Raw genomic sequence first — 21,333 nt, forward strand, 5'->3', positions numbered from 1 at the left:
ATAACAATGACCCCAAAACCGCTTCAAGATTCAAAGCAGCCTACTGATGTGCACCCTAATGCGCATAGTCATGGCAACAATCATCACCATAAGGACGCCGACCACAGTCACAGCCACAGTAGTCATAGCCACAGTCATACCGATAATCAGCGTATCATCACCATAGCGTTTGCTATCATTGCAAGCTATATGATTGTTGAAGTCATCGGCGGTTATATTACCGGCAGTTTGGCGTTGTTATCAGATGCAGGTCATATGTTTAGTGATGCGGTGTCACTTGCCATGACTTTGTTTGCGTTTATCATCGGTAAAAAATCCGCTACCTCTCATAAAACTTTTGGCTATCGCCGTTTTGAGATTTTGATTGCGCTCATCAATGGGGTAACGCTACTGATTATCAGTGCAGGTATTATCTATGAAGCGGTACTGCGTTTTGAAGCGCCGCCACAAATCGCCACCACGGGTATGCTAGTTATCAGTACTATTGGGCTTATCGTCAATTTGGTGGTGGTCAAACTGATGCACGGTGGTGATACTGATAATCTAAATATGAAAAGCGCTTATTTACATGTATTAAGTGACTTGCTAGGCTCGGTGGCTGCGATTATTGCTGCTATTGTGATTATGCTGTTTGGCTGGGTGTGGGCGGATGCGGCGGTGAGTATTTTGGTGGCGCTACTGATTGTTCGCAGTGGTTATGCTGTCGTCAAAAATGCCGCCCATATCTTAATGGAAGGCGCGCCCAATGATATTGACCAAAGCGTTATTATCCAAACCCTCTCTGCCCACCCAAACGTGTTATCGGTTCATGACCTACATATCTGGACGATTACCAGCGGCTTACATAGCTTATCTTGTCATATCATTGTCCCAAGCTCGCTTACCCTACAGCAAACTGATGCACTATTATCACACTTACAGCATGAGTTACAGCATTTAGGCATTGGGCACAGTACACTGCAATTTGAAAGTGATTTGCATGCGCACTCCGCGCAGTTTAATTGTGATATTACTAGCACACCCCCTGTCCATGCGCACGCACACTAACCGACTTTTTGACCCGAAGTGCAAAAAGTCGATGTTGCCGCTGAGCGTCATTTTTTTGGTTTTGGGTTTTCGTAATTTTGGATTTTTAGTTTGAATGGCTTTGACGATTTAACTTTTCTTACGATTAATTGTTTGATAGTGTCCATTACTTAGGCTAAATATGTTAGGATGAATCAGCACCATGCTGTGGCAAGCGTTGTTTGCTAAACGCTTGCTAAACGTTCGCCAAACAATTAAACATCTGTATTTAATATCTACATTAGGTTTCTATTAAATCTATATAAAAATCATTAGCTTACTGGAGGTAAACGCGTATGACACACCGTTCTGCACCTTTCGTGGCACCCAACTTGCATCTCACCCAATCTGATGGCTCAGACAACTCAGATAATGGCAATCCATCAGCATTGCTGGTTGATGAAAAGGCGCATAAAAAACAGGTCAAGTTATTGCTCTCCACCTTGCAAGCCGATATTGCCCAGTTTCGGGATAACTTTTTTCCGCCGCCCTATCTCACCCAAATTCAAGATTTGCCTATTTATGTAGGCAATTTGGCAGAGGTGCAAAGCTATGAGCAAACCTGGCAAGCTTTGATTGATCGCGCCAAAGGGTTTTATCCCTCGGCAGGATTGCCGCCTGATTATCTGCCATTACCCGCAAGCCTTGAGATACCGCAGTTTATTTATCATGTGCAAAAACTACATTTGACCCGTACCAAAGCCAAAGAATCCAAAAATTTTGGGTCAGTGGGTGCACTGGTTGAAAAATGCGGTCCGTATGAGGATGCCCAGTTGATGGCGATGGAAAATGCCCTAGCCAAAAGCGAAGACGTGCGGCTGGTGGCGCATCGTGAATTCATTGATTTACGCGCTTATGTGTTTTGTCGCAATCCCAAAGGTGAATTGCTAGAGCCTGAACGGATTCGTTTTTATCGCACAGGTTTGGTCATTCAAACGTTAGCAGACTTTAAAGTGGTGGACAGCCGGCAAACTCCCCGTAAAAAACGCAATGACGCCTATAAAAATGCGATTGCCGATAACGGGATTTGGAAAATTTTTGTCAAAAATTAAAAATATTTGAGGTTTTGTATGTTTGTGCTTGCTGCCAGTGCTGATAGTTCTATGATGCTTGACGCAACTATCTTTTTGGGTGCGGCAGTGATTTTGATACCGCTTGCAAAGCGTTTTGGTATCGCCACGGTATTGGGCTATTTGTTTACCGGCTTATTGCTGGGTCCAAGTTTTTTAAAAGTTGCGGGTAACCCCGATGACTTGCTGCATTTTTCTGAATTTGGGGTCGTGCTGCTATTATTTATTATTGGTTTAGAGCTACAGCCCTCTCGGCTTTGGGCACTGCGGCAACAGATTTTTGTGTTAGGCGGGCTGCAGGTGATTGTCACGGGCGTGGTGTTGATGCTGCTATCGTGGTATCTTTTAGATATTCGGCTATCACATAGTTTTGTCATCGGTTTTGGCTTGGCGCTGTCATCAACGGCGTTTGTGTTGCAGTTATTGGGTGAAAAAAAGCAGCTTGCCACCACGCATGGTCAACAAGCCTTTACTATTTTATTGTTTCAAGATATCGCGGTTATTCCTTTACTGGCCGCATTGCCATTTTTGTCGGGCGCGCAAGAGCAAAATTACGATTGGATTTATTTTGCCAAAGTCATCAGTATTTTTGCTGGCATGATATTTGTCAGTCGGTTTGTGGTACGTCCTTTCTTTAAATTCGTGGCCTCTAGTAACGCCACCGAGCTGCTCACCGCCACGGCGTTGTTTATCGTACTGGGTGTGTCGCTATTGATGAATTATATAGGCTTGTCAATGGCACTTGGGGCATTTTTAACCGGGGTGCTACTGGCTGACTCCGAATACCGCCACGAGTTGGAGGCGAGTATTGAGCCATTTAAGGGTTTGCTGCTTGGGCTGTTTTTTATGTCAGTCGGTATGCTTACCAACGTCAAATTAATTGTCGCCAAGCCCTTACTCATCATTGGCTTGGCAGTATTGCTGATGCTCATTAAGTTTGTGGTGCTGACAATCATTGCGCGGCTCATGGGCAACAAAAACGAAAGCAGTATCCGTCTTGGGGTAACGCTAGCACAAGGCGGGGAATTTGCCTTTGTACTGTTTAGCGTGGCGACCGCCCAGCATCTGTTAACCCGTGAACAACAAAATATTCTAAACCTTGTGGTGACTGTCTCAATGGCAATGATGCCACTGGCATTTTTATTACTGGAAAAAATTGGCAATCCGATATTTGCCAAAGCTAAGCCCAGTAAAGAATACGACAAAATACCCAACCATGAGCACGCGGTGGTGATTGCAGGCTTTGGACGTGTCGGGCAAATCATCGGTCGTGTGCTACGTATGCACAATATTGAATTTACCGCGATTGAAAAATCTGCCAACCAAGTCGATTTCGTCCGCAAATTTGGTAACCAAGTATACTATGGCAATCCCCAAAATCCTGAAATCCTACGCGCAGCAGGGCTTCAACGAGCCAAAGTTTTTATTATTGCCATTGGTGATATCGAGCTGTCGGCAACGGTGGCCGATTATGCCGTACGCAATTATCCGCATCTGACCATCTTGGCACGTGCCAAAAACCGTGAGCATTATTATCGTTTGCGCGATGCGGGGGTTAAGTATATTTGGCGAGAAACCTACCTATCTTCGCTGGATATGTCACGCGAAACCTTGGAAGTATTGGGCATGGAGCCAAAAACCGCACGAAAAACCGTGCAAATGTTCCGCGATTATGATGACGCATTGATTGAACGGCAGCGCGCCATCTATGAAGATGAAGCAGAGATGATTGCCTCAGCACAATCGGCGATTCAAGAACTCGAAAGCTTATTCGATAGCGATATGACCACCGCGAAAAATGAACTCCATAAAGAAAAAGAGCGGTTTGAAAAATTGGCTGATGAACCCAAGCCCCATTAGCCACATACGAATCATTAAACAATAAAAAAGGGCAATCACGTTCACGATTGCCTTTTTTCAACCAAATAACTAAAATCTAAATAGCTAGAACCTAAATGGCCAAAAATCAAATCACTAAAACATATCACGATCAAAGGTAGAGGATATTTTATGAATCGACAAATCCGCGCCATTAAACTCTTCTTCATCGCCTAAACGTAGTCCCATGAACTGCTTGATAATCCCATACACCAAAAATCCTGTGGCTGTCGCAAAAAGGACGCCCATCACACTGCCGAGCAGCTGCGCCCAAAAACTCACGCCACCATGACCACCAAGCCAATGTTGCCCAAAGATACCCACGGCAATCCCACCCCACAATCCGCACACCCCATGCAGCGGCCATACGCCAAGTACGTCATCAATTTTTAAACGATTTTGGGTAAAGGTAAATAACCATACAAACAACCCGCCCGCGATACCACCGACCACCAAGGCGCCTAAAGGGTGCATGATATCCGAGCCTGCACACACTGCCACCAGACCTGCCAACGGACCGTTATGCATAAAACCTGGGTCGTTTTTGCCCACTATCATCGACACCAAAGTACCGCCCACCATCGCCATCAGCGAATTGACAGCTACTAGTCCTGAGATATTGCCGATTTTTTGTGCCGACATGACATTAAAGCCAAACCAACCGACAATCAAAATCCATGAACCCAATGCCAAAAACGGAATAGATGACGGTGGATGGGTACTTACGTAGCCGTGTTTATAGCGGTTACGTCTGACACCAAGCAACAACACCGCGCCCAAGGCTATCCAACCACCAAACGCATGCACCACGATAGAACCTGCAAAATCATGAAATTGCACCCCAAATAGCGACGCAAAAAAACCTTGCAACCCATAATTGCCATTCCATACCACCCCTTCCATCACAGGATAAAAGAAAGACACAATTACAAAGGTCGCCAAAAAAAGCGGCAATATTTTGGCACGTTCTGCTACCCCACCTGATACGATAGCGGGAATTGCGGCGGCAAAAGTCAGTAAGAAGAAAAACTTCATCAGCTCATAGCCATTGCCGAGCAACAAAATATCCGTACTATGAAAAAAATTGATACCATACGCAAGTGGATAGCCAATAAAGTAATAGGCAATGGTGGAAATACAAAAATCGCCCAAAATCTTACCGAGTGCATTGACTTGGTTTTTTGCCCTGACTGTCCCTAATTCTAAAAACGCAAAACCTGCATGCATCGCTAGAATCATCACTGACCCAATCAATAAAAACAACACATCTAAACTTGAATGCAAAACTGGCTGCTGCATTAACACACCTCACTCACATGGTCAAACACTTAGGCAAAATTAAAAACGCTTGCTAAAGCAATAAATCTTTTTAACCGCTATCCCTTTTTGCCCCTAAGCGAGGCATCAACGACGTGCGGTCAATCGACAAGCTGGCAATTGTATGCAAAATCATTGCCAATATTTACAAAAATTAACAATTCAATTTTTGATAAAAAAAACAGCCTAATTTTAGACTGTTTTTTACCGATTTATAGCGTTAGCAAGGACATCGCTTCATGCCACCGCCATTACTCGGGTAGCGCGCATCGACGCAGTAGCGAAAAAAGGTCTTTTCATCCATTGGCTCTAGGTCAGGATGCTGCTCCTGCATATGGCTAACGTAGGTGGCATAATCAGGGACACCGACCATCAAACGAAAGCTTTGTTGCATTCGTTTGACCAACGTGATTAGGCGGGTCATATTTTTTGGGCTAAAAATCACCTCCTTTTGCGCTTTTAAGGTCATTTTAATCAAGTTGGCGATTAACGCATTATTACTCATGTGACGCTCCTTCTATCTGCCTAGCATGGTTTTGGTGAAAATCGAGCAATTGCACAATATAAGTGCAATCGCTGTTAATTTTTCACTAATGCGGTGCAGAAATATTCAAGGGTTTTGGATCTTCATAAATCGCCTCACCTTCAACCACAGTAGGTTTATCACTTGCCAAGGCTTTTGTTAATGCGCGAATCGTACCGAAAATCATTACAATCATCACAATCATAAAGAAGCCACAAAGCACGGCATCCACATAGTTTGAGAATACGATGGTTTGCATCTCATCCAAGGTTTTGGCAGGTTTTAACACTTCACCTTTGGCAATCGCGGCGCTGTATTTGTGCGCTTGCGCTAAGAAACCAATCGCTGGGTTTTCATGGAAGATTTTTTGCCAACCTGCCGTCAGACAGGTAATCAATAAGAAAACCGTGGGTGCCACAGTGACCCAAGCGTACTTTTGTTTTTTCATTTTAAATAAAACTGCGGTACCTAGGGTTAATGCCATGGCTGCCAAGATTTGGTTACCGATGCCAAATAGCGGCCACAATGAGTTAATGCCGCCAAGCGGATCAATGACGCCTTGGTAGACAAAGAAGCCCCAAGCGGCGACTGCAATCAAGGTTGCAAGCAAATGCACGCCGAGATTGGTTGAGCCACGTACCGATGGCACCACGATGCCAATGGTGTCTTGTACCATAAAACGACAAGCACGCGTCCCTGCATCGACTGCAGTCAAAATAAACAAGGCTTCGAATAAAATCGCAAAATGATACCAAAACCCCATCATCGCGGTACTACCAAAGATAGACGATAGGATATGTGCCATCCCAATTGCAAAGGTCGGTGCACCGCCTGTCCGTGAGATAATGGAGCTCTCACCCACTTGCTGCGCTAGTGTCGTAAGCGCATCGGGGGTAATTACAAACCCCAATTTTTGGATAGCGGCTGCCGCTGTCTCTGGGGTTGTACCTAAAAGCGCTGCTGGGGCATTAATCGCAAAATACATACCAGGGTCAAGAATGGTGGCACAGATCATTGCCATGATACCAACCATCGACTCCATGAGCATACCACCATAACCAATGGCGCGAGTATCTACTTCATTGTCCACAAGTTTTGGGGTCGTCCCACTCGATACCAAGGCGTGAAAACCAGAGATAGCACCACAAGCAATGGTAATAAACAAGAACGGAAATAACCCACCTTTGAATACCGGACCTGTACCATCGATAAATTTGGTAACCGCAGGCATTTTTAACTCTGGCATGGTAAAGATAATCGCCAGTGCCAAACCTACAATCACCCCTATTTTTAAAAAAGTTGATAAATAATCACGCGGCGCAAGCAGTAACCACACAGGCAATACTGATGCTACCACACCATAAATCATCAAAGCCCAAGTCAGCTGGGTACCTGTCAAGGTAAACAATTCAGCCATTGCAGGGTCTTTGGCAATATCGCCACCAAATACAATCGCCGCCATCATCAACACAAAGCCGATGATAGACACTTCCATGATTTTACCTGGGCGTAAATAACGCATGTAGATGCCCATCAGTAGCGCGATAGGAATCGTTGCCGCGATGGTAAATAGTCCCCAAGGACTGTGCGCTAGCGCCTTAACGACCACCAGTGCCAGTACGGCAAGAATGATGACCATCACGCCGAGTGCACCGAGCATCACCGTAATACCCGTAAAAGTACCCAGCTCGTCTTTTGCCATTTCACCCAGTGACTTGCCATCACGGCGGGTCGAGATAAATAGTACAGTAAAATCTTGTACCGCACCTGCAAATACCACACCAATGATGAGCCATAGCGTACCTGGCAAATAACCCATTTGTGCCGCTAAGATAGGACCGACTAAAGGACCTGCCCCAGCAATCGCAGCAAAGTGGTGACCAAATAAGACGTATTTATTGGTAGGAACATAATCTAAGCCATCTTTTAGGCGATGAGCGGGTGTCACGCGGCGGGGATTGAGTTCAAAGACTTTTTTGGCGATAAATAAGCTATAGTAGCGATAAGCAATGCTATACGAACACACGGCAGCGGCAACGAGCCACACCGCATTGATACTTTCGCCGCGGTGCAGGGCGATTGTCCCTAACGCCACTGCGCCAATAATTGCAACAAGTAACCACACTATCTTTGATAGCATGGGGGAGTTACTTGTCATTGCGGAATTTGTCTGCATGTCAACTCCTTTTTATATAAGGTCATCCTGGGGTAGAGATAAAAGCAATTATCTTCAACTGAACTAAATTAACATGTAATTACGTTAAAGCATTATTGCTTCTTTTTTGTAATATTTTGCAAATTGTAACATGGATTGGTGGTCTTTCGTCATTGAAAGTATCACTGTTACCCAATATATACCAAATTTACTGGCTTTAGCCTGCGTCGTTGTTTGGTATAATGAGCCAATCAGCTTAAAAGCCTGTATATTTTAGCCTATATTTTTTGACCAGTTTTACAAACTTAATCGACCAAGTCGCTGCTACAGCATTTATTTTTGCATTTTTTATGTATTTTCTTATGCTTTTTTTAATGAAACATAACCTATGAAACCAACCCAAAATCATAAGCCTCAAATGTTTGACCCAACAGCCAAAATGACCTCGGTTGATACTGCCAGTAAGGATAGTGGCAGTAATGCCGATGCCAATCTGCTGCATCAGTCAACTGTAACACTTGAAGGCATGCCAAAGGTGAGCGAGTTGCAAAAACTGCAATCAGCGACCCGTACAGCGCGCAAGCCTTTTCAGTGGCAGTTTTTATTGCCGCAATATTGGGGGATTTGGCTTGGGGTCGCGCTGATTTTGCCATTGATTTATTTGCCGTTGCGCTATCAATTTAAAATCGGTCATTTTTTGGGAAAATTGTTATTTGGACTAATTAAAAGCCGCCGAGCCGATACTTTGACCAATCTGTCATTGGCGTTTCCAGAGCTCAGCGAAGATCAGCGTTTAGAGATGGCAGAGAAGATTTTTATCAATGCCGGTGTGGGTGTGTTTGAAAGCCTGTGTGCGTGGTATCGACCGGATGTATTTACCCGCTGTGTCACTGTATCAGGGCTGCAGCATGTCAAAAACGCCCAATCGCAAGGTAAAGCGGTGATTTTACTCGGTATCCATTCGACTTTGCTCGATTTGGGTGGACGGCTGACCACCATGTTCACCCCGCTGGATGTGGTGTATCGACCGCAAAACAATGCGCTGCTTGATTGGTTCATTTTTAATGCTCGCTCAAAAGTTTATAGCGACCAAATCAGTCATCGCAATATGCGCCATTTTGCCAAAAACCTTAAAGATAATCATGTGGTATGGATCACCCCCGACCAAGATTTTGGGCTTAAACAAGGCGTGATGGCAGACTTTTTTGGGGTACCCGCTGCCACTTTGACTGCACCACGTCGTATGGCAAAACTGGGCAATAAAGCCAATCCGCCTGCCGTGATGATATTGCATTTCTATCGGGAAACCCCGGATGAGATGTTAAAAGGTCGCAAACCGCATTATCACATCATCTTCTCGCCTGTCATTGAGAACTACCCAACCGAAGATGAATTAGCGGATGCCAATCGCATCAATCAGCTATTAGAAAATTATATCCGTATCGACCCGACCCAATACATGTGGTTTCATCGGCGCTACAAAACCCAGCCTACTGGTATCCGCTATTACCGCTAATTTTGCTCATTTGGCTCATGGGGCTCAGCCAATTTTTAGCATGAATTTGTAGTCAAAACCCGCTATACTAACGGACAATTTTTTTGCCTATTTTGTACTTTTTTTGCTTTTGTTTGGAATTTTGAATATGAATGATAAAATAGCCGCGCCGCGCCGCATTTTAACCGGTATTACCACCAGTGGTATTCCCCATCTTGGCAACTACGTCGGTGCTATTCGTCCAGCGATACAATCGGCGATACAAGGCGCCAGTACGGGAGAAAGCGACGCTTATTTTTTCTTGGCGGATTTGCACGCACTCATCAAATGCCATGACCCTGAGGCGATTCATGCATCGACCAAGGCAATTGCCGCGACGTGGCTTGCCTGTGGTCTCGACCCTGAGCGCGTGGTGTTTTACCGCCAGTCGGATATTATCGAAATTCCAGAGCTAACTTGGGTACTCAACTGTAACTGTGCTAAAGGTTTGATGAACCGTGCGCACGCCTACAAAGCCGCCGTAGATGCTAACTGTGAAACGCCAGACACTGACCCTGATTATGGCATTTCGATGGGGTTATTTAGTTATCCTGTGCTAATGGCCGCGGATATTTTGATGTTCAATGCCACCCATGTGCCTGTGGGGAAAGACCAAATCCAGCATATCGAGATGGCACGTGATATCGCAGGTACCTTTAATTTTCGCTATTGTGACCCGGAAAAACCGATTTTTGTATTGCCCGAAGCCATGGTAGATGATGACACGCCGCTACTGACGGGGCTTGATGGTCGTAAAATGTCAAAAAGCTATGGCAATACCATTCCGTTATTTGGCAACCCTTCATCAAATCAGTCGCAAGTAGACGGTGAAAAAGCGCTGCGAAAAGCCATCATGCGTATTGTTACTAATTCACAGTTACCAGAAGAACCCAAAAACCCCGATGAATCCACGATTTTTGAGATTTATCGTGCATTCGCTAGCGCGGAAGAACAACAACTACTGCGTCAACGTTTTGAGCAAGGTATCGGTTGGGGCGATGCCAAAGAAATGTTGTTTGAAAAAATTAACAGCGAAATTGCCCCTTTCCGTGCTCGTTACAATGAATTGATGGCGAATCCAAAAGAATTGGAAGAAATCCTACAAATGGGCGCAGAAAAAGCCCGCCGTGATGCGCGAAAACGCCTTGAAAAAGTACGAAAAGCCATTGGTATCAAACCCCTTGCCAAACTCAAAAAATAACGAGTCACTCATGTCATTTGCACACTTTAAAGCCTATACCGATAGGCTTTATCAAACCGATAAAGCCTTTGACGATGCGCAGCCCAACCGTCTTAACCGACATCGCCACCTTGAGCCTGATTCAGCCGAGTTTCTTGCCAGTCTGGTTATCAGTAAGCGGGCTAAAAATATATTAGAAATCGGCACATCAACAGGCTATTCTACGCTATGGCTAGGCTATGCGTTAGCCCAAATCAATCGCGCCAATACCGCGAATAGTGCCACGTTGACCTCGATTGATATCGACGAGTGGCGATTACTGACTGCTCGCAACCACCTGCGTACCTTGCAGTTTGACCACAATATCACGCTACAACAAGTCGATGCGAAGGATTTTTTACGTCAGTCGACCGCCCATTTTGATGTGATTTTCTTGGATGCAGAGCGTAGGTTTTATGGCGACTATGTGGCTGACTTTAAGCGGTTACTGACCTTTGGTGATATGCTGATTGTCGATAATGTGATTTCTCATGCCGATGAAGTGACAGCGTTTTTGTCAGCCTTTGAACAGGACAACAACTATCTGTGCTCTACCCTATCAATTGGGGCAGGATTGTTTTTAGCAGTTAAACAATCAAAGGATTAATAACAAAATGCTATGGGAATTATTAAAACAAATTTGGTGGTTAATACCTCTTTTCCTTATCATTAGTTTTTTAAAATCGCCTACTTTTAAAGGTTGGTTTGGCGAAAAAATGGTTGAAAAAGCTGCTAATCGCAAGCTGCCACATGATAGCTACCATGATTTTCAAAATGTCACTTTAGCAACTGATGAGGGTTCTACGCAAATTGACCATATTTATGTGTCGCATTTTGGTATTTTCGTGGTTGAAACTAAAAACTATAAAGGGTGGATTTATGGTAAAGTCAAAGATGCCAAATGGACGCAAAACATTTATGGCAAAAAACATCTTTTCCAAAATCCGTTACGACAAAATTATAAACATATCAAAACATTAGAGAATTTATTAGATTTACCGAATGACGTTTTTCATTCAGTTATCGTATTTACAGGTGAATGTGAATTAAAAAGTAATTTTCCAGCCAATATCTGTCGCTTGGGAAATTTCACAGATTATATTTTGTCATTTACCCAACAAAAACTCAGCGACATACAAGTTCAGCAAATCTGCCAATTATTGGCTAAAAATCGTCTTGATAATACGCTCAAAACTCGCCATCAGCATATTCAAAACCTAAAAAAACAACATCACAAATGACCAATTTAGCCATTCGAATTTTTGAGACGCCTGTTCAAAGTCTGCCCGAAGACCTCTATATTCCGCCTGAAGCCTTTGCCATTTGGCTAGAGCAGTTTGAAGGTCCGCTAGATTTTTTGCTGTACTTAGTCAAAAAAAACAACTTTGATATCACCACCACAGCGATTTTGCCGATTACCGAGCAGTACCTGACTTATATTGATGAGTTGGATGACAATCATTTTGAGTTGGCAGGCGATTATTTACTGATGGCAAGTACCTTAATTGCTATCAAAAGTGCATTGTTACTACCAAGCACCCAACTGCCAGAGGATGAAAAAAACCCCACCAAGCAGCTGATTGACAGACTTGAACAATACGCCCAAATCAAACACGCCAGTCAGCGTATCGATGCGTTAATGCGCCTTGAGCGCGATGTGTTTTTGGCATATGCCAGTTTGCCAAGCCCTGATATATTAGCCAAAGAGATGGCACCCTATCCTGCCACCATGCTTGCCGACAGCTTAATCAAAATGCAGCTAAAACCCGATTACCAAATGCACCATGTCAAAGCCGATATCGTGCCTTTGGCAGAGCGTATGGCAAGTATTAGCCGTATATTGGCAAGTCGTGGTCAAGGCACTTTCCACGACATATTAGATAAATCACAAGGCAAACTGGGTGTGGTGGTGAGTTTTGTCGCTATTTTGGAATTAGCAAAACAGCGGATGCTAAAATTTGTCGCAAAAGAGGATGACAACGCTTCCGATGTAAGCGAACTAACCTTGATATGGGCATCGTCATGACCGATTTTAACCAACAACATCAGCTTGCCCAGCAGCATAGCAAATCTATTGAAGCGATTTTGCATGCTTCAGAAACCCCGATTACTGCCAAACAGCTATGTCACTGGCTATCGATTAATCCAAACCAACTGAGCATGGCGCTCACAGTCTTGCAGCAGCGTCTATCACAAGGCGCGTTAACCTTAGCCGATACCGCGAGCGGCTACCGATTGCAAATCGCCAATGACTTTAGCCCACTTATTCAGCAAGTTTTTCCCCAGCGTCAAGAAACCTTAAGCCAAGCGTTATTAGAAACGTTAAGTGTGATTGCTTACAAACAACCAGTGACGCGTGGCGATATTGAGCAAATTCGTGGCGTGACTGTATCGAGCAATATTTTACGACAACTATTTGATAAGGGCTGGATTATTGAGCAAGGATTTCGCGATACGCTGGGACGGCCTGCACTACTGCATACCACGCCAGCGTTTTTAGCCGCCTTTGGGCTTAAAAGCTTACAAGATTTACCAAAGCTAGCTGATGTGAAACAGCTTGAGATATAAAAAAGCTGCCGACTGGGCAGCTTCTTAAATAACCTGTTTAAACACCCTGCATCAAGAATGTATTAAGGCAAGCGTCGAGCAGGGGCGCCCCACTGGTTGACATTCGGCTTGGTATCTGTGCAATACCACACCAGCAACATAATCCCGCCAATGATGGGGATAAAAGCAATCAGCATCCACCAACCTGATTTATTAACATCATGTAAACGGCGAACAGCTACTGCGATATTGGGAATCACCAACGCCAAAGCAATAAGCCCCGCCACAATGCCATCAGTACCAATCATATAATCAATGATTGCCCCACCCAGATACAACATGAACCACGCCAGATAAAAATACCAATATTCTTTACGTCTAGCACGCCCTTTAAAATTGGCATAATTGCTGAGGCTTTTTTTAACCCAATCAAAAAAGCCATAATTTTCTTCAATCGCCCATGCTGGATTGACGGCATTCATGCCCGCTGCGTGAGTAACTTGACCATAGTTGGCAGTTGTAGGGTTGTCTGTATAGCCGTGAGGGATGGGCGCAATCGTGCTATCTATCGATTTGTTCAGATTAATAGCATTGCCTGCGGCAAGACCGACAACTGCCACCGCATAACCCTGCGCATCGACACTAAATTCTACTTGTTGTCCTGCTATCGGTGCCGTGGCTTGTTGCCATTGTTGGCTAGTAAATGGGTAATTTTTTCCGTCCTCCCCCATGATGATACCTTGACCATATTGCGGCGAGAAATTGGCTATTTGCCCTTTCATTGTTATTATTCCTTATAGATGTATTGATTTACTTATGTTGATGATTATAACGTAAAATGATTTTTACAATGTGACATTATTTATGTTAAATTTTTGGTTAAAATACTGGTTAAAATTTAGCCACATGACTTTATACTAGCATTCAATCATCGCTTGTCCTACAATAGGCACAAGTATGAAGTTTCATGCTAGCACAACATTGTGAAATGTTGCTACCTATTAAAGGATTATTGAATGAAAGACGAAAAACTGCAAAAAGCCCTCGCCCGTCTAGGCTTAGGTTCGCGCCGCCAAATGGAAGATGTGATTCGCGAAGGTCGCGTGAGTGTTAACGGGACTGTCGCTACCATTGGTGACCGTGTCGGACAGGGCGATGAAATCCGAGTCGATGGACGTTTGCTACGCTATACCGCAGAAAACGAAAAACGCCGCCGTATCTTGATGTATTACAAGCCAGAAGGCGAAATTTGCTCAGCCCATGACCCAGAAGGTCGTCCCACGGTGTTTGAGCGTCTGCCACCACTGAACCATGACCGCTGGGTAATGGTGGGTCGGTTGGACATCAACTCAACAGGTTTATTGCTATTTACCAATGATGGTGAACTGGCTCACCGTCTGATGCACCCATCAAATGAAATAGAGCGCGAATATGCGGTGCGTGTGATGGGGGAAGTCACTCCTGAGATTATCTTAAATCTCAAACGTGGCGTCATGCTAGAAGATGGTATGGCACAGTTTGATGACATCGTTGAAAAAGGCGGTGAAGGTATCAATAAATGGTACCAAGTCAAACTCAAAGAAGGGCGCAATCGTGAAGTACGCCGCTTATTTGAATCGCAAGGTTTAAAAGTAAGCCGACTACTGCGTATCCGTTACGGCTCTGTCAGTCTCCCAAGGGAGCTTCGTACCGGTCGCTATCTTGAGCTAGATCGGCGTGAGATTGACACCTTAGCAGGACTTGTCAACATCCGCCCGCGCCAAGGTACAGGGCTTTACGGCATCGCCAAACGCCGCCAAGAACGCTTTGAGAAAAAACCGCTAAAAGCGCGCCGTGGTGGTCATCACTTACGCCGCGATAAAGAAAAAAGAAGCAGCTAACCGCTATAAAACTCACAAAAAAGAAACTTATAAAAAAAGCGCATCAAATTGATACGCTTTTTTTATTTTAATGTCCCAATGTTAATCTACCATCAACTAAGTGCGATTTTTGACATAGCGGTAAGTTGACGCAAATTGCTGGCTGACTTCATGAAACATCTCATTGAGCAATTCATCTAATTGCAGATTGACCCGAGCCAATACCTCAATGAGCATATCGCCTGCGGTCATCTCACCCTGAATTTTTTGATTGAGCTGACTGGGATGATATTTAGCAATTTGGTCATACTGGTGTACAGCTTCAGGAATCGTCTGTTCAATCAAGCGATTGACCACAAACTTATTTTCAGTCAACCATTGGGTTTGCGGGTGGTCTGGTTGGTTGGCTGACTGGCTTTGGTCTCGTTGCCATTCCTGATAACGAATGAGTTTGTCATGGATGGTATCAAGCAGCATCACGGCAGCTGTTGGCATACGTTCAATTGACGCGCCATCAATACCTAAAATCGAAGGTGAAGATAATCGCGGTTGTTGATTTTTTGCTTTAAACCATTTTTTATTGCTTGCATTTTTGCTGGCACGTGGCATTAAGTTAAAACGGCTATCACTACCGAAGGTATTGGGAATGGGCAGGGTTGATTGGTACGCCAAGCGCATGGTTTCTGGTTTTGCCGGCGATGCTGTGGGCGGCACAGAATATTGAGACAGACCGACCTCAATACCTGCCATGTCATGCAGTTTATGCCAAGCCAGCCTTATCCATCGATACACCAAAAAGCTTATCAACAAAATCAACACAGCCAGAAATATACCGAGCAAAATATTCATCTATACGCCCTAACAGCTTGTCTTAAATAACAGCCTGCCTATAAAAAGCAAATATAGCATTACTATGATTGCAACTGTTTAAAAATTCAAGCATGTGAGCCTTGGCTAAGCCTAAAAATTCATCGGTCAAAAAAGTATTGTGCAGAACTTTTAGCTATTACTTAACCTAAATCGTCATATTTACATGGTATGCCAATAGCGAAGTTTATTAATTTCAAATAAAAATGCCACAAACATGCCGAGATAATACGCCAATTTGAGCTCAAAACTGTCATCCCGTAACTTAAAAGGTAATGCGCAAAGGGTGACGGCAAGCGGAATCCACAATAGCATAAACACCCAATTTTCGATGACATTGAGCCAGCCTTGCATTCCCTTGCTACTGCGTAAAGCCGCCAACCCTAACAGCAAGCAAGCAACTATCAGTGTGTTGATTAAGCCTTTTGGAAGATTGCTAGGATAAATCGATAATTCTTGCTTAGTATAATGTGGCAATGCCATTCAATAAATTCCTAAATAATTACTGAGGATTGGTGTTATGTATAGCATCAATTTGTGGCGTTAATGTCTTGGGATGCCGACTCGCCGAACGAACCGCTACGAATATGCCGCCATCATCCATAGCATCGCCACACAGCTGAATAACAAACCCAAGGTTAATGCATTGCGATTTTGAATCGGTGCACGCCCTGAGTAGCGATTTAACACCTTTGAGCCCACGACAAAAACCAGTGGAATACCTAGCCAAAAAATCGCAATGGTGCTCACCAGTGAGGGCAGCATTGATGATAAACTATCGCCAAACATCAACCTAAACCCAAAACCTGCCAACCCTAGCAACACCGCAAATATTGCCAGCCCAATTGTCAGACCTTTGGGTACTAAAGACGGGGATTGAACGTCCATACCAATTTCCTTGTGTATCATTGCTTGTGGCGCATTTACGCTGGCATGCTACCGACCAAAGCCAGCTCGGCACGCATCGCATCAATCGCTTGGCGATAATCAGGTTGATTAAATATCGCTGAACCTGCGACAAACATATCAGCCCCTGCTTCGGCAACTGCACGAATATTACTGGCTTTGATACCGCCATCGACTTCAAGACGAATATTGCGACCCGATAGCCTAATCATTTCGCGCACCGCTTCAATTTTTTTGAGGGTGCCATCAATAAATGCTTGCCCACCAAACCCTGGGTTAACACTCATCAATAAAATCTGGTCAACTTTATCCATCACATAGTCTAGATAGTGTAGCGGCGTGGCAGGATTGAGCACCAGTCCACAGTCAGCGCCCCCATCTTTGATGAGTTGTAAAGAGCGATCGACATGTTGCGTGGCTTCTGGATGAAAGGTAATGATGCTAGCGCCCGCTTTTAAGAACTGCTCAATCATACTATCAACCGGTGACACCATCAAATGCACATCTATCGGCGCAGTTACTCCATAATCACGCAGTGCCTGACAAATCATGCTACCAAAGGTCAAATTTGGGACATAATGATTGTCCATCACGTCAAAATGCACCACGTCCGCACCCGCGGCGATAACCTTCTCGACCTCCTCGCCTAGACGGGCAAAATCTGCCGACAAAATCGAAGGGGCAATCAGAAATTGGCTATCATTGTTGGGATGGGCAAATTTATTAGGGGCTTGTTTAAGTGAGTCTTCAAGAATTTCAGACTGGTTCATCGTCATTGTCCGTCAGCTTTGATTAAAAGTTGCGGATATTTTAGCAAAGATTATTTTAAAAAACTTCGACTATTTGGTGACTATTACTTGGTGGCTATTATTTGGTGACTGTGACTATTGACAGCGACTATTTGCTGCCCGTGAAAATAAATACCGCCATAAGGCTTGCAGCATTTGCATTTAAGTAGTCAAAACAAGGTAGCTAGATTATGATGAATAAGTACCAAAAAAGATAAAACCCAAGTCTTAGGGCAATAGACTTGGGTTTTAGGGCACTTCATGTCAACTATGTTATTATTATTGGCTTTCCATGATATTACTCATCCTGAGCGTCTCAACACTACCATTCCTTGGTATCATCCTTGTGCTGATGAGTTCATTGTAGGTTGTTGCACGGTTGGTTGCTAGCCGCAAAAGTCGGAATCTGTTGTAAGCAAATGCTTACATGGGGTTTTAGCTTGCTCACTACTAGCTTTCTAATGCGCCTTTCAATAATTTGCTAGCATCATTAGCGCTATCAGTCTGAGCTTCCGATAGTTTTTCACCTTCTGTGACCCCTTCTTTGATGGTTTCTTTCGCCTCTTGGAGATCGGCGATGCTTGGTAAAGGTTCAGGCTGCTCATCCATGACTTCAGGCTCATATTGTAAAGTAGTGAGCACGGGGAAATGGTCGGAGCCAATGTTCGGCATACGCGCCATCGATACCAGCGTGAAGTGATTGCTGTGAAAAACATGGTCAAGCGCCCAACGCAAAAATGGGTAACTGGCATGAAAGGTATTGATGAATTTACGCCCAATGCGGGGGTCGAGTAGCCCTGAGATACGCTGGAACATGCGTGTGGTATGCGACCAAGCCACATCGTTGAGATCACCTGCAACAATCACCGTCAAATCGTTGGCGTTGATGTGTTTGCCTACCATTAACAGCTCAGAATCCCGTGTCACCGATTTATCGGCTTCGGTTGGACTCGGTGGCATGGGGTGCAAGCAGTATAGCCAAATAACCTTCCCCATGGCTAAGCGAACTTGGGTATGAATCGATGGGATATCATCAACTACCAGATATTTTACTTGCGGATTGATAAGCTCAAGCTTTGAGTACAAATGCATACCATACAAGTTATTGAGTGGCACTTTGACGTTAAATGGATAGTCAGCCTCAATGGCGCTTAAAGCGTCTTGCCATGCTTGGTCAGTTTCGAGTGTCAATACAATATCGGGTTGATGGGTATGGATAAGGTCAATCAAAGCTTGTTTATTTGGATTGGTCGTCAACACATTGGCAACCAACAATTTCACTTGATAGTCGCGTGATTTTGGCTTTGCCGTTTGCACTTGTTTCTTCCACAAAAACGTATAAGGCAACACCATGTACGCTTGCATAGCCAGCGCAATAAGCAGCAACAAAATCAATCCAATTTGCCAACGACTGTCAAAAGCGCCTAGCCAAAGTAAGCCAATGAGCGCCACCAACCCCAAAAAAATCAATTGATTTCTGGGAAAATCAGCAACCCTAAACCACCATTCAAACCTAGGGATGGTTGCCCAAAAAGTTGCAAAAACCACAAAACCTGCTAGCAACTGTAACAACAGCGTCATTCTCTATCCTTTCATGTTATATTGCGGTTCACGTTGGTCAATATTAGCTTGTTATCATTATCTTGTGATCATTAGTATGGCGATATAGTAGCCGCAAAAATACGGCTGATAAATTGCAGTTGTGTTGCCAAACGCTATTTTTCACCGTGACATCGCTATCAGCATATTACCTATAGCCAAATAGATGCCCCATGTAAAAAAAAATTCACTTGCAAAATCTTACAAATACAGGCAAGGTAACAGGTTACTAATTGAAAAATCAATGTGGATTTTCTGCACTATTTATTTTGTTTACAGTAAGGAAGGGTTATCATGAGTCAGCTACGCGTAGGTTTGGTCGGATGGCGTGGAATGGTCGGTTCGGTATTAATGCAACGTATGATAGATGAAAACGACTTTGAAGGGATTACCCCAGTGTTTTTCTCTACCAGTAATGCCGGTGGCGATGCCCCTACCCCAAATGGCATTGCCCCTAGCAAGCTTGAAGATGCGCATGACTTAGCAGCTTTAGCGGCTTGTGATGCCATTATTACCTGTCAAGGCGGCGACTATACTAAAGAAGTCCATCAGCCGCTACGTGATAAAGGCTGGACAGGTTACTGGATTGATGCAGCAAGCACCCTGCGTATGACTGACAATAGCATCATTGTCCTAGACCCGGTCAACCGCAATGTCATTGACGACGCTATCAAAAATGGTCAAAAAGACTTTATCGGTGGTAACTGTACAGTATCTTTGATGTTGATGGCGATTGGCGAGTTGTTCAAACGTGATTGGGTTGAATGGGTATCTGCGATGACTTACCAAGCGGCCAGTGGTGCGGGCGCCAACAACATGCGTGAGCTTATCAAAGGCATGGGCTACATCCATGATGGCGTTGCAGACGAACTCAATAACCCGGCAGGCGCAATTTTAGAGATTGACCGTAAAGTAGCCGAATTACAACGTAGCAGCGAGTTCCCAAAACAATACTTTGGTGCGCCGCTTGCTGGTAGCTTAATTCCTTACATTGATGTACAACTAGAAAACGGTCAATCAAAAGAAGAATGGAAAGGCTGTGTTGAAACCAACAAAATCTTAGGCAATGATGCAGACAAGACTAATGCCAACATTGTGCCGATTGATGGTATCTGCGTGCGTATCGGTGCCATGCGTTGTCACTCACAAGGCTTGACCATCAAACTAAAAAAAGATATCCCTCTAGAAGAAATTGAAGCTGCACTTCGTAACAGTGGTAATGAGTGGCTAGATGTGGTAGAAAATGACAAAGCAGCAAGCGTTGAGCGTTTAACCCCAGTGGCGGTCTCTGGCACCCTTAAAGTTGCCGTAGGTCGTCTTCGTAAGATGAATCTAGGTGGCGAATATTTATCCGCCTTTACCGTGGGCGATCAGTTGTTATGGGGCGCGGCAGAGCCATTACGCCGCACACTTGCGATTATCCGCAATCAATTATAAGCCCAAGGTTTTACAAAAAAACACGCTGATTAGGGCGTGTTTTTTTATGCCTGAGTAGATAAACCTGATAGTGTAAATGCATTATTTACCCCTAAAAAACGCCATGAACAGTAGACAGGGATTGCCGTTATCAGGGTATTGTCAGGGTATTAATATTACAGCCTCATTATCCAAGCATCAATCCACGTATCAATCCGCGCGTAAATTGCTATCAATAGCGGGCTTTATCCCAAGCTTTATGCCAATAATAAGCGAGTCAGACTATTGAGAGTTTTGGACAAAAAGTGTAAAGTTGAGCAGATAATTTGACTGAAACTTTTGTCAAGTTGTTGGACTATCGATTAATTTGATATTTGAATATTGCCTGTCGGTATATTGACTACCATGCGATCACACAAGTAGGCATTTTTTAACACCCCTAACTAGGCTATGATACCTTCAGCAAGGATTTTTTATGTCTTGGCAAAAATACTCTGTACACTTGGTAATGGGTTTTCCCATTGTCGCTTATGCCGTCAATATTGGCGATACTTATGTACAAACCCAACAAAACCAACCTTTAAACGCCA

General features: G+C 44.1%; 20 protein-coding genes. 11 read left to right on the top strand and 9 right to left on the bottom strand.

Annotated features, from left to right (window positions below; all coding sequences use genetic code 11):
* The 3 genes from RTR63_RS00075 to RTR63_RS00085 all read left to right on the top strand — a co-directional run.
* A partial coding sequence (locus tag RTR63_RS00075; protein WP_312521961.1) for a cation diffusion facilitator family transporter occupies nt 1-1,047 on the top strand: 1,047 nt, incomplete at its 5' end.
* 314 nt (nt 1,048-1,361) lie between these two features.
* Complete coding sequence (locus tag RTR63_RS00080) at nt 1,362-2,117, top strand: hypothetical protein (protein WP_312521963.1); 756 nt, start codon at nt 1,362-1,364, stop codon at nt 2,115-2,117.
* 18 nt (nt 2,118-2,135) lie between these two features.
* On the top strand, nt 2,136-3,995 hold the full coding sequence (locus RTR63_RS00085) for a monovalent cation:proton antiporter-2 (CPA2) family protein (RefSeq protein WP_312521965.1): 1,860 nt from the start codon (nt 2,136-2,138) through the stop codon (nt 3,993-3,995).
* Between the two features lie 114 nt (nt 3,996-4,109).
* On the opposite strand, the gene RTR63_RS00090 is transcribed toward RTR63_RS00085, so the two are convergent.
* The 3 genes from RTR63_RS00090 to RTR63_RS00100 form a co-directional block, all read right to left on the bottom strand.
* The gene (locus tag RTR63_RS00090; RefSeq protein ID WP_219330968.1) at nt 4,110-5,312 is read right to left on the bottom strand and encodes an ammonium transporter; all 1,203 of its coding nucleotides are present in this window, start codon (nt 5,310-5,312) and stop codon (nt 4,110-4,112) included.
* Between the two features lie 238 nt (nt 5,313-5,550).
* On the bottom strand, nt 5,551-5,835 hold the full coding sequence (locus RTR63_RS00095) for a YbdD/YjiX family protein (protein WP_007115971.1): 285 nt from the start codon (nt 5,833-5,835) through the stop codon (nt 5,551-5,553).
* A gap of 85 nt (nt 5,836-5,920) precedes the next feature.
* Nucleotides 5,921-8,011, bottom strand: coding sequence for a carbon starvation CstA family protein (locus RTR63_RS00100; RefSeq protein WP_409418175.1), 2,091 nt, complete (start codon nt 8,009-8,011; stop codon nt 5,921-5,923).
* A 523-nt stretch (nt 8,012-8,534) separates the two neighbouring features.
* Here RTR63_RS00100 and RTR63_RS00105 point away from each other — a divergent pair.
* The 6 genes from RTR63_RS00105 (at nt 8,535) to scpB (ending at nt 13,329) form a co-directional block, all read left to right on the top strand.
* A complete protein-coding gene (locus tag RTR63_RS00105; protein ID WP_312522123.1) occupies nt 8,535-9,524 on the top strand; it encodes an LpxL/LpxP family acyltransferase in 990 nt (329 codons plus the stop codon).
* Between the two features lie 127 nt (nt 9,525-9,651).
* Complete coding sequence (gene trpS / locus RTR63_RS00110) at nt 9,652-10,743, top strand: tryptophan--tRNA ligase (RefSeq protein WP_312521969.1); 1,092 nt, start codon at nt 9,652-9,654, stop codon at nt 10,741-10,743.
* 10 nt (nt 10,744-10,753) lie between these two features.
* Complete coding sequence (locus tag RTR63_RS00115) at nt 10,754-11,368, top strand: O-methyltransferase (protein ID WP_312521971.1); 615 nt, start codon at nt 10,754-10,756, stop codon at nt 11,366-11,368.
* Between the two features lie 7 nt (nt 11,369-11,375).
* A complete protein-coding gene (locus RTR63_RS00120; RefSeq protein ID WP_309576247.1) occupies nt 11,376-12,002 on the top strand; it encodes a nuclease-related domain-containing protein in 627 nt (208 codons plus the stop codon).
* Nucleotides 11,999-12,787 carry a segregation and condensation protein A gene (locus RTR63_RS00125; protein WP_312521977.1) on the top strand — a complete coding sequence of 263 codons (789 nt, stop codon included), beginning with the start codon at nt 11,999-12,001 and terminating at the stop codon, nt 12,785-12,787. Before RTR63_RS00120 ends, RTR63_RS00125 begins: the two co-directional genes overlap by 4 nt.
* The gene (scpB, locus tag RTR63_RS00130; protein ID WP_312521979.1) at nt 12,784-13,329 is read left to right on the top strand and encodes an SMC-Scp complex subunit ScpB; all 546 of its coding nucleotides are present in this window, start codon (nt 12,784-12,786) and stop codon (nt 13,327-13,329) included. Before RTR63_RS00125 ends, scpB begins: the two co-directional genes overlap by 4 nt.
* 62 nt (nt 13,330-13,391) lie before the next feature.
* Here scpB and RTR63_RS00135 read toward each other — a convergent pair whose 3' ends face one another.
* Entirely contained in the window at nt 13,392-14,090 is a 699-nt protein-coding gene (locus tag RTR63_RS00135; RefSeq protein WP_312521981.1) for a DUF805 domain-containing protein, read from the bottom strand.
* A 234-nt stretch (nt 14,091-14,324) separates the two neighbouring features.
* Between RTR63_RS00135 and rluB the strand changes: the two genes are divergently transcribed.
* Entirely contained in the window at nt 14,325-15,188 is an 864-nt protein-coding gene (gene rluB / locus RTR63_RS00140; protein ID WP_036591148.1) for a 23S rRNA pseudouridine(2605) synthase RluB, read from the top strand.
* A gap of 96 nt (nt 15,189-15,284) precedes the next feature.
* On the opposite strand, the gene RTR63_RS00145 is transcribed toward rluB, so the two are convergent.
* From RTR63_RS00145 to RTR63_RS00165, 5 genes are all read right to left on the bottom strand, one after another.
* The gene (locus RTR63_RS00145) at nt 15,285-16,016 is read right to left on the bottom strand and encodes a hypothetical protein (RefSeq protein ID WP_312521983.1); all 732 of its coding nucleotides are present in this window, start codon (nt 16,014-16,016) and stop codon (nt 15,285-15,287) included.
* A gap of 180 nt (nt 16,017-16,196) precedes the next feature.
* The gene (locus RTR63_RS00150; RefSeq protein WP_007115494.1) at nt 16,197-16,517 is read right to left on the bottom strand and encodes a hypothetical protein; all 321 of its coding nucleotides are present in this window, start codon (nt 16,515-16,517) and stop codon (nt 16,197-16,199) included.
* Nucleotides 16,518-16,613: 96 nt separating this feature from the next.
* Complete coding sequence (locus RTR63_RS00155; RefSeq protein WP_312521986.1) at nt 16,614-16,922, bottom strand: hypothetical protein; 309 nt, start codon at nt 16,920-16,922, stop codon at nt 16,614-16,616.
* 35 nt (nt 16,923-16,957) lie between these two features.
* Entirely contained in the window at nt 16,958-17,710 is a 753-nt protein-coding gene (gene rpe, locus RTR63_RS00160; RefSeq protein WP_312521988.1) for a ribulose-phosphate 3-epimerase, read from the bottom strand.
* 468 nt (nt 17,711-18,178) lie between these two features.
* Nucleotides 18,179-19,309, bottom strand: a complete 1,131-nt coding sequence (locus tag RTR63_RS00165; protein ID WP_312521990.1) for an endonuclease/exonuclease/phosphatase family protein — start codon at nt 19,307-19,309, stop codon at nt 18,179-18,181.
* A 312-nt stretch (nt 19,310-19,621) separates the two neighbouring features.
* Between RTR63_RS00165 and asd the strand changes: the two genes are divergently transcribed.
* On the top strand, nt 19,622-20,764 hold the full coding sequence (gene asd / locus RTR63_RS00170) for an aspartate-semialdehyde dehydrogenase (protein WP_312521992.1): 1,143 nt from the start codon (nt 19,622-19,624) through the stop codon (nt 20,762-20,764).
* Nucleotides 20,765-21,333 lie beyond the last annotated feature (569 nt).

Origin of the sequence: Moraxella sp. CTOTU47724 (genome assembly GCF_032014955.1) — a bacterium.
GTDB lineage: Bacteria > Pseudomonadota > Gammaproteobacteria > Pseudomonadales > Moraxellaceae > Faucicola > Faucicola tetraodonis.

Excerpts from the sequence above, each read along its gene's own strand:
- RTR63_RS00080 (WP_312521963.1), top strand. The coding sequence starts at position 1,362 with ATGACACACCGTTCTGCACCTTTCGTGGCACCCAACTTGCATCTCACC.
- RTR63_RS00085 (WP_312521965.1), top strand. The coding sequence starts at position 2,136 with ATGTTTGTGCTTGCTGCCAGTGCTGATAGTTCTATGATGCTTGACGCA.
- RTR63_RS00090 (WP_219330968.1), bottom strand. The coding sequence starts at position 5,312 with ATGCAGCAGCCAGTTTTGCATTCAAGTTTAGATGTGTTGTTTTTATTG.
- RTR63_RS00095 (WP_007115971.1), bottom strand. The coding sequence starts at position 5,835 with ATGAGTAATAATGCGTTAATCGCCAACTTGATTAAAATGACCTTAAAA.
- RTR63_RS00100 (WP_409418175.1), bottom strand. The coding sequence starts at position 8,011 with ATGACAAGTAACTCCCCCATGCTATCAAAGATAGTGTGGTTACTTGTT.
- RTR63_RS00105 (WP_312522123.1), top strand. The coding sequence starts at position 8,535 with ATGCCAAAGGTGAGCGAGTTGCAAAAACTGCAATCAGCGACCCGTACA.
- trpS (WP_312521969.1), top strand. The coding sequence starts at position 9,652 with ATGAATGATAAAATAGCCGCGCCGCGCCGCATTTTAACCGGTATTACC.
- RTR63_RS00115 (WP_312521971.1), top strand. The coding sequence starts at position 10,754 with ATGTCATTTGCACACTTTAAAGCCTATACCGATAGGCTTTATCAAACC.
- RTR63_RS00120 (WP_309576247.1), top strand. The coding sequence starts at position 11,376 with ATGCTATGGGAATTATTAAAACAAATTTGGTGGTTAATACCTCTTTTC.
- RTR63_RS00125 (WP_312521977.1), top strand. The coding sequence starts at position 11,999 with ATGACCAATTTAGCCATTCGAATTTTTGAGACGCCTGTTCAAAGTCTG.
- scpB (WP_312521979.1), top strand. The coding sequence starts at position 12,784 with ATGACCGATTTTAACCAACAACATCAGCTTGCCCAGCAGCATAGCAAA.
- RTR63_RS00135 (WP_312521981.1), bottom strand. The coding sequence starts at position 14,090 with ATGAAAGGGCAAATAGCCAATTTCTCGCCGCAATATGGTCAAGGTATC.
- rluB (WP_036591148.1), top strand. The coding sequence starts at position 14,325 with ATGAAAGACGAAAAACTGCAAAAAGCCCTCGCCCGTCTAGGCTTAGGT.
- RTR63_RS00145 (WP_312521983.1), bottom strand. The coding sequence starts at position 16,016 with ATGAATATTTTGCTCGGTATATTTCTGGCTGTGTTGATTTTGTTGATA.
- RTR63_RS00150 (WP_007115494.1), bottom strand. The coding sequence starts at position 16,517 with ATGGCATTGCCACATTATACTAAGCAAGAATTATCGATTTATCCTAGC.
- RTR63_RS00155 (WP_312521986.1), bottom strand. The coding sequence starts at position 16,922 with ATGGACGTTCAATCCCCGTCTTTAGTACCCAAAGGTCTGACAATTGGG.
- rpe (WP_312521988.1), bottom strand. The coding sequence starts at position 17,710 with ATGAACCAGTCTGAAATTCTTGAAGACTCACTTAAACAAGCCCCTAAT.
- RTR63_RS00165 (WP_312521990.1), bottom strand. The coding sequence starts at position 19,309 with ATGACGCTGTTGTTACAGTTGCTAGCAGGTTTTGTGGTTTTTGCAACT.
- asd (WP_312521992.1), top strand. The coding sequence starts at position 19,622 with ATGAGTCAGCTACGCGTAGGTTTGGTCGGATGGCGTGGAATGGTCGGT.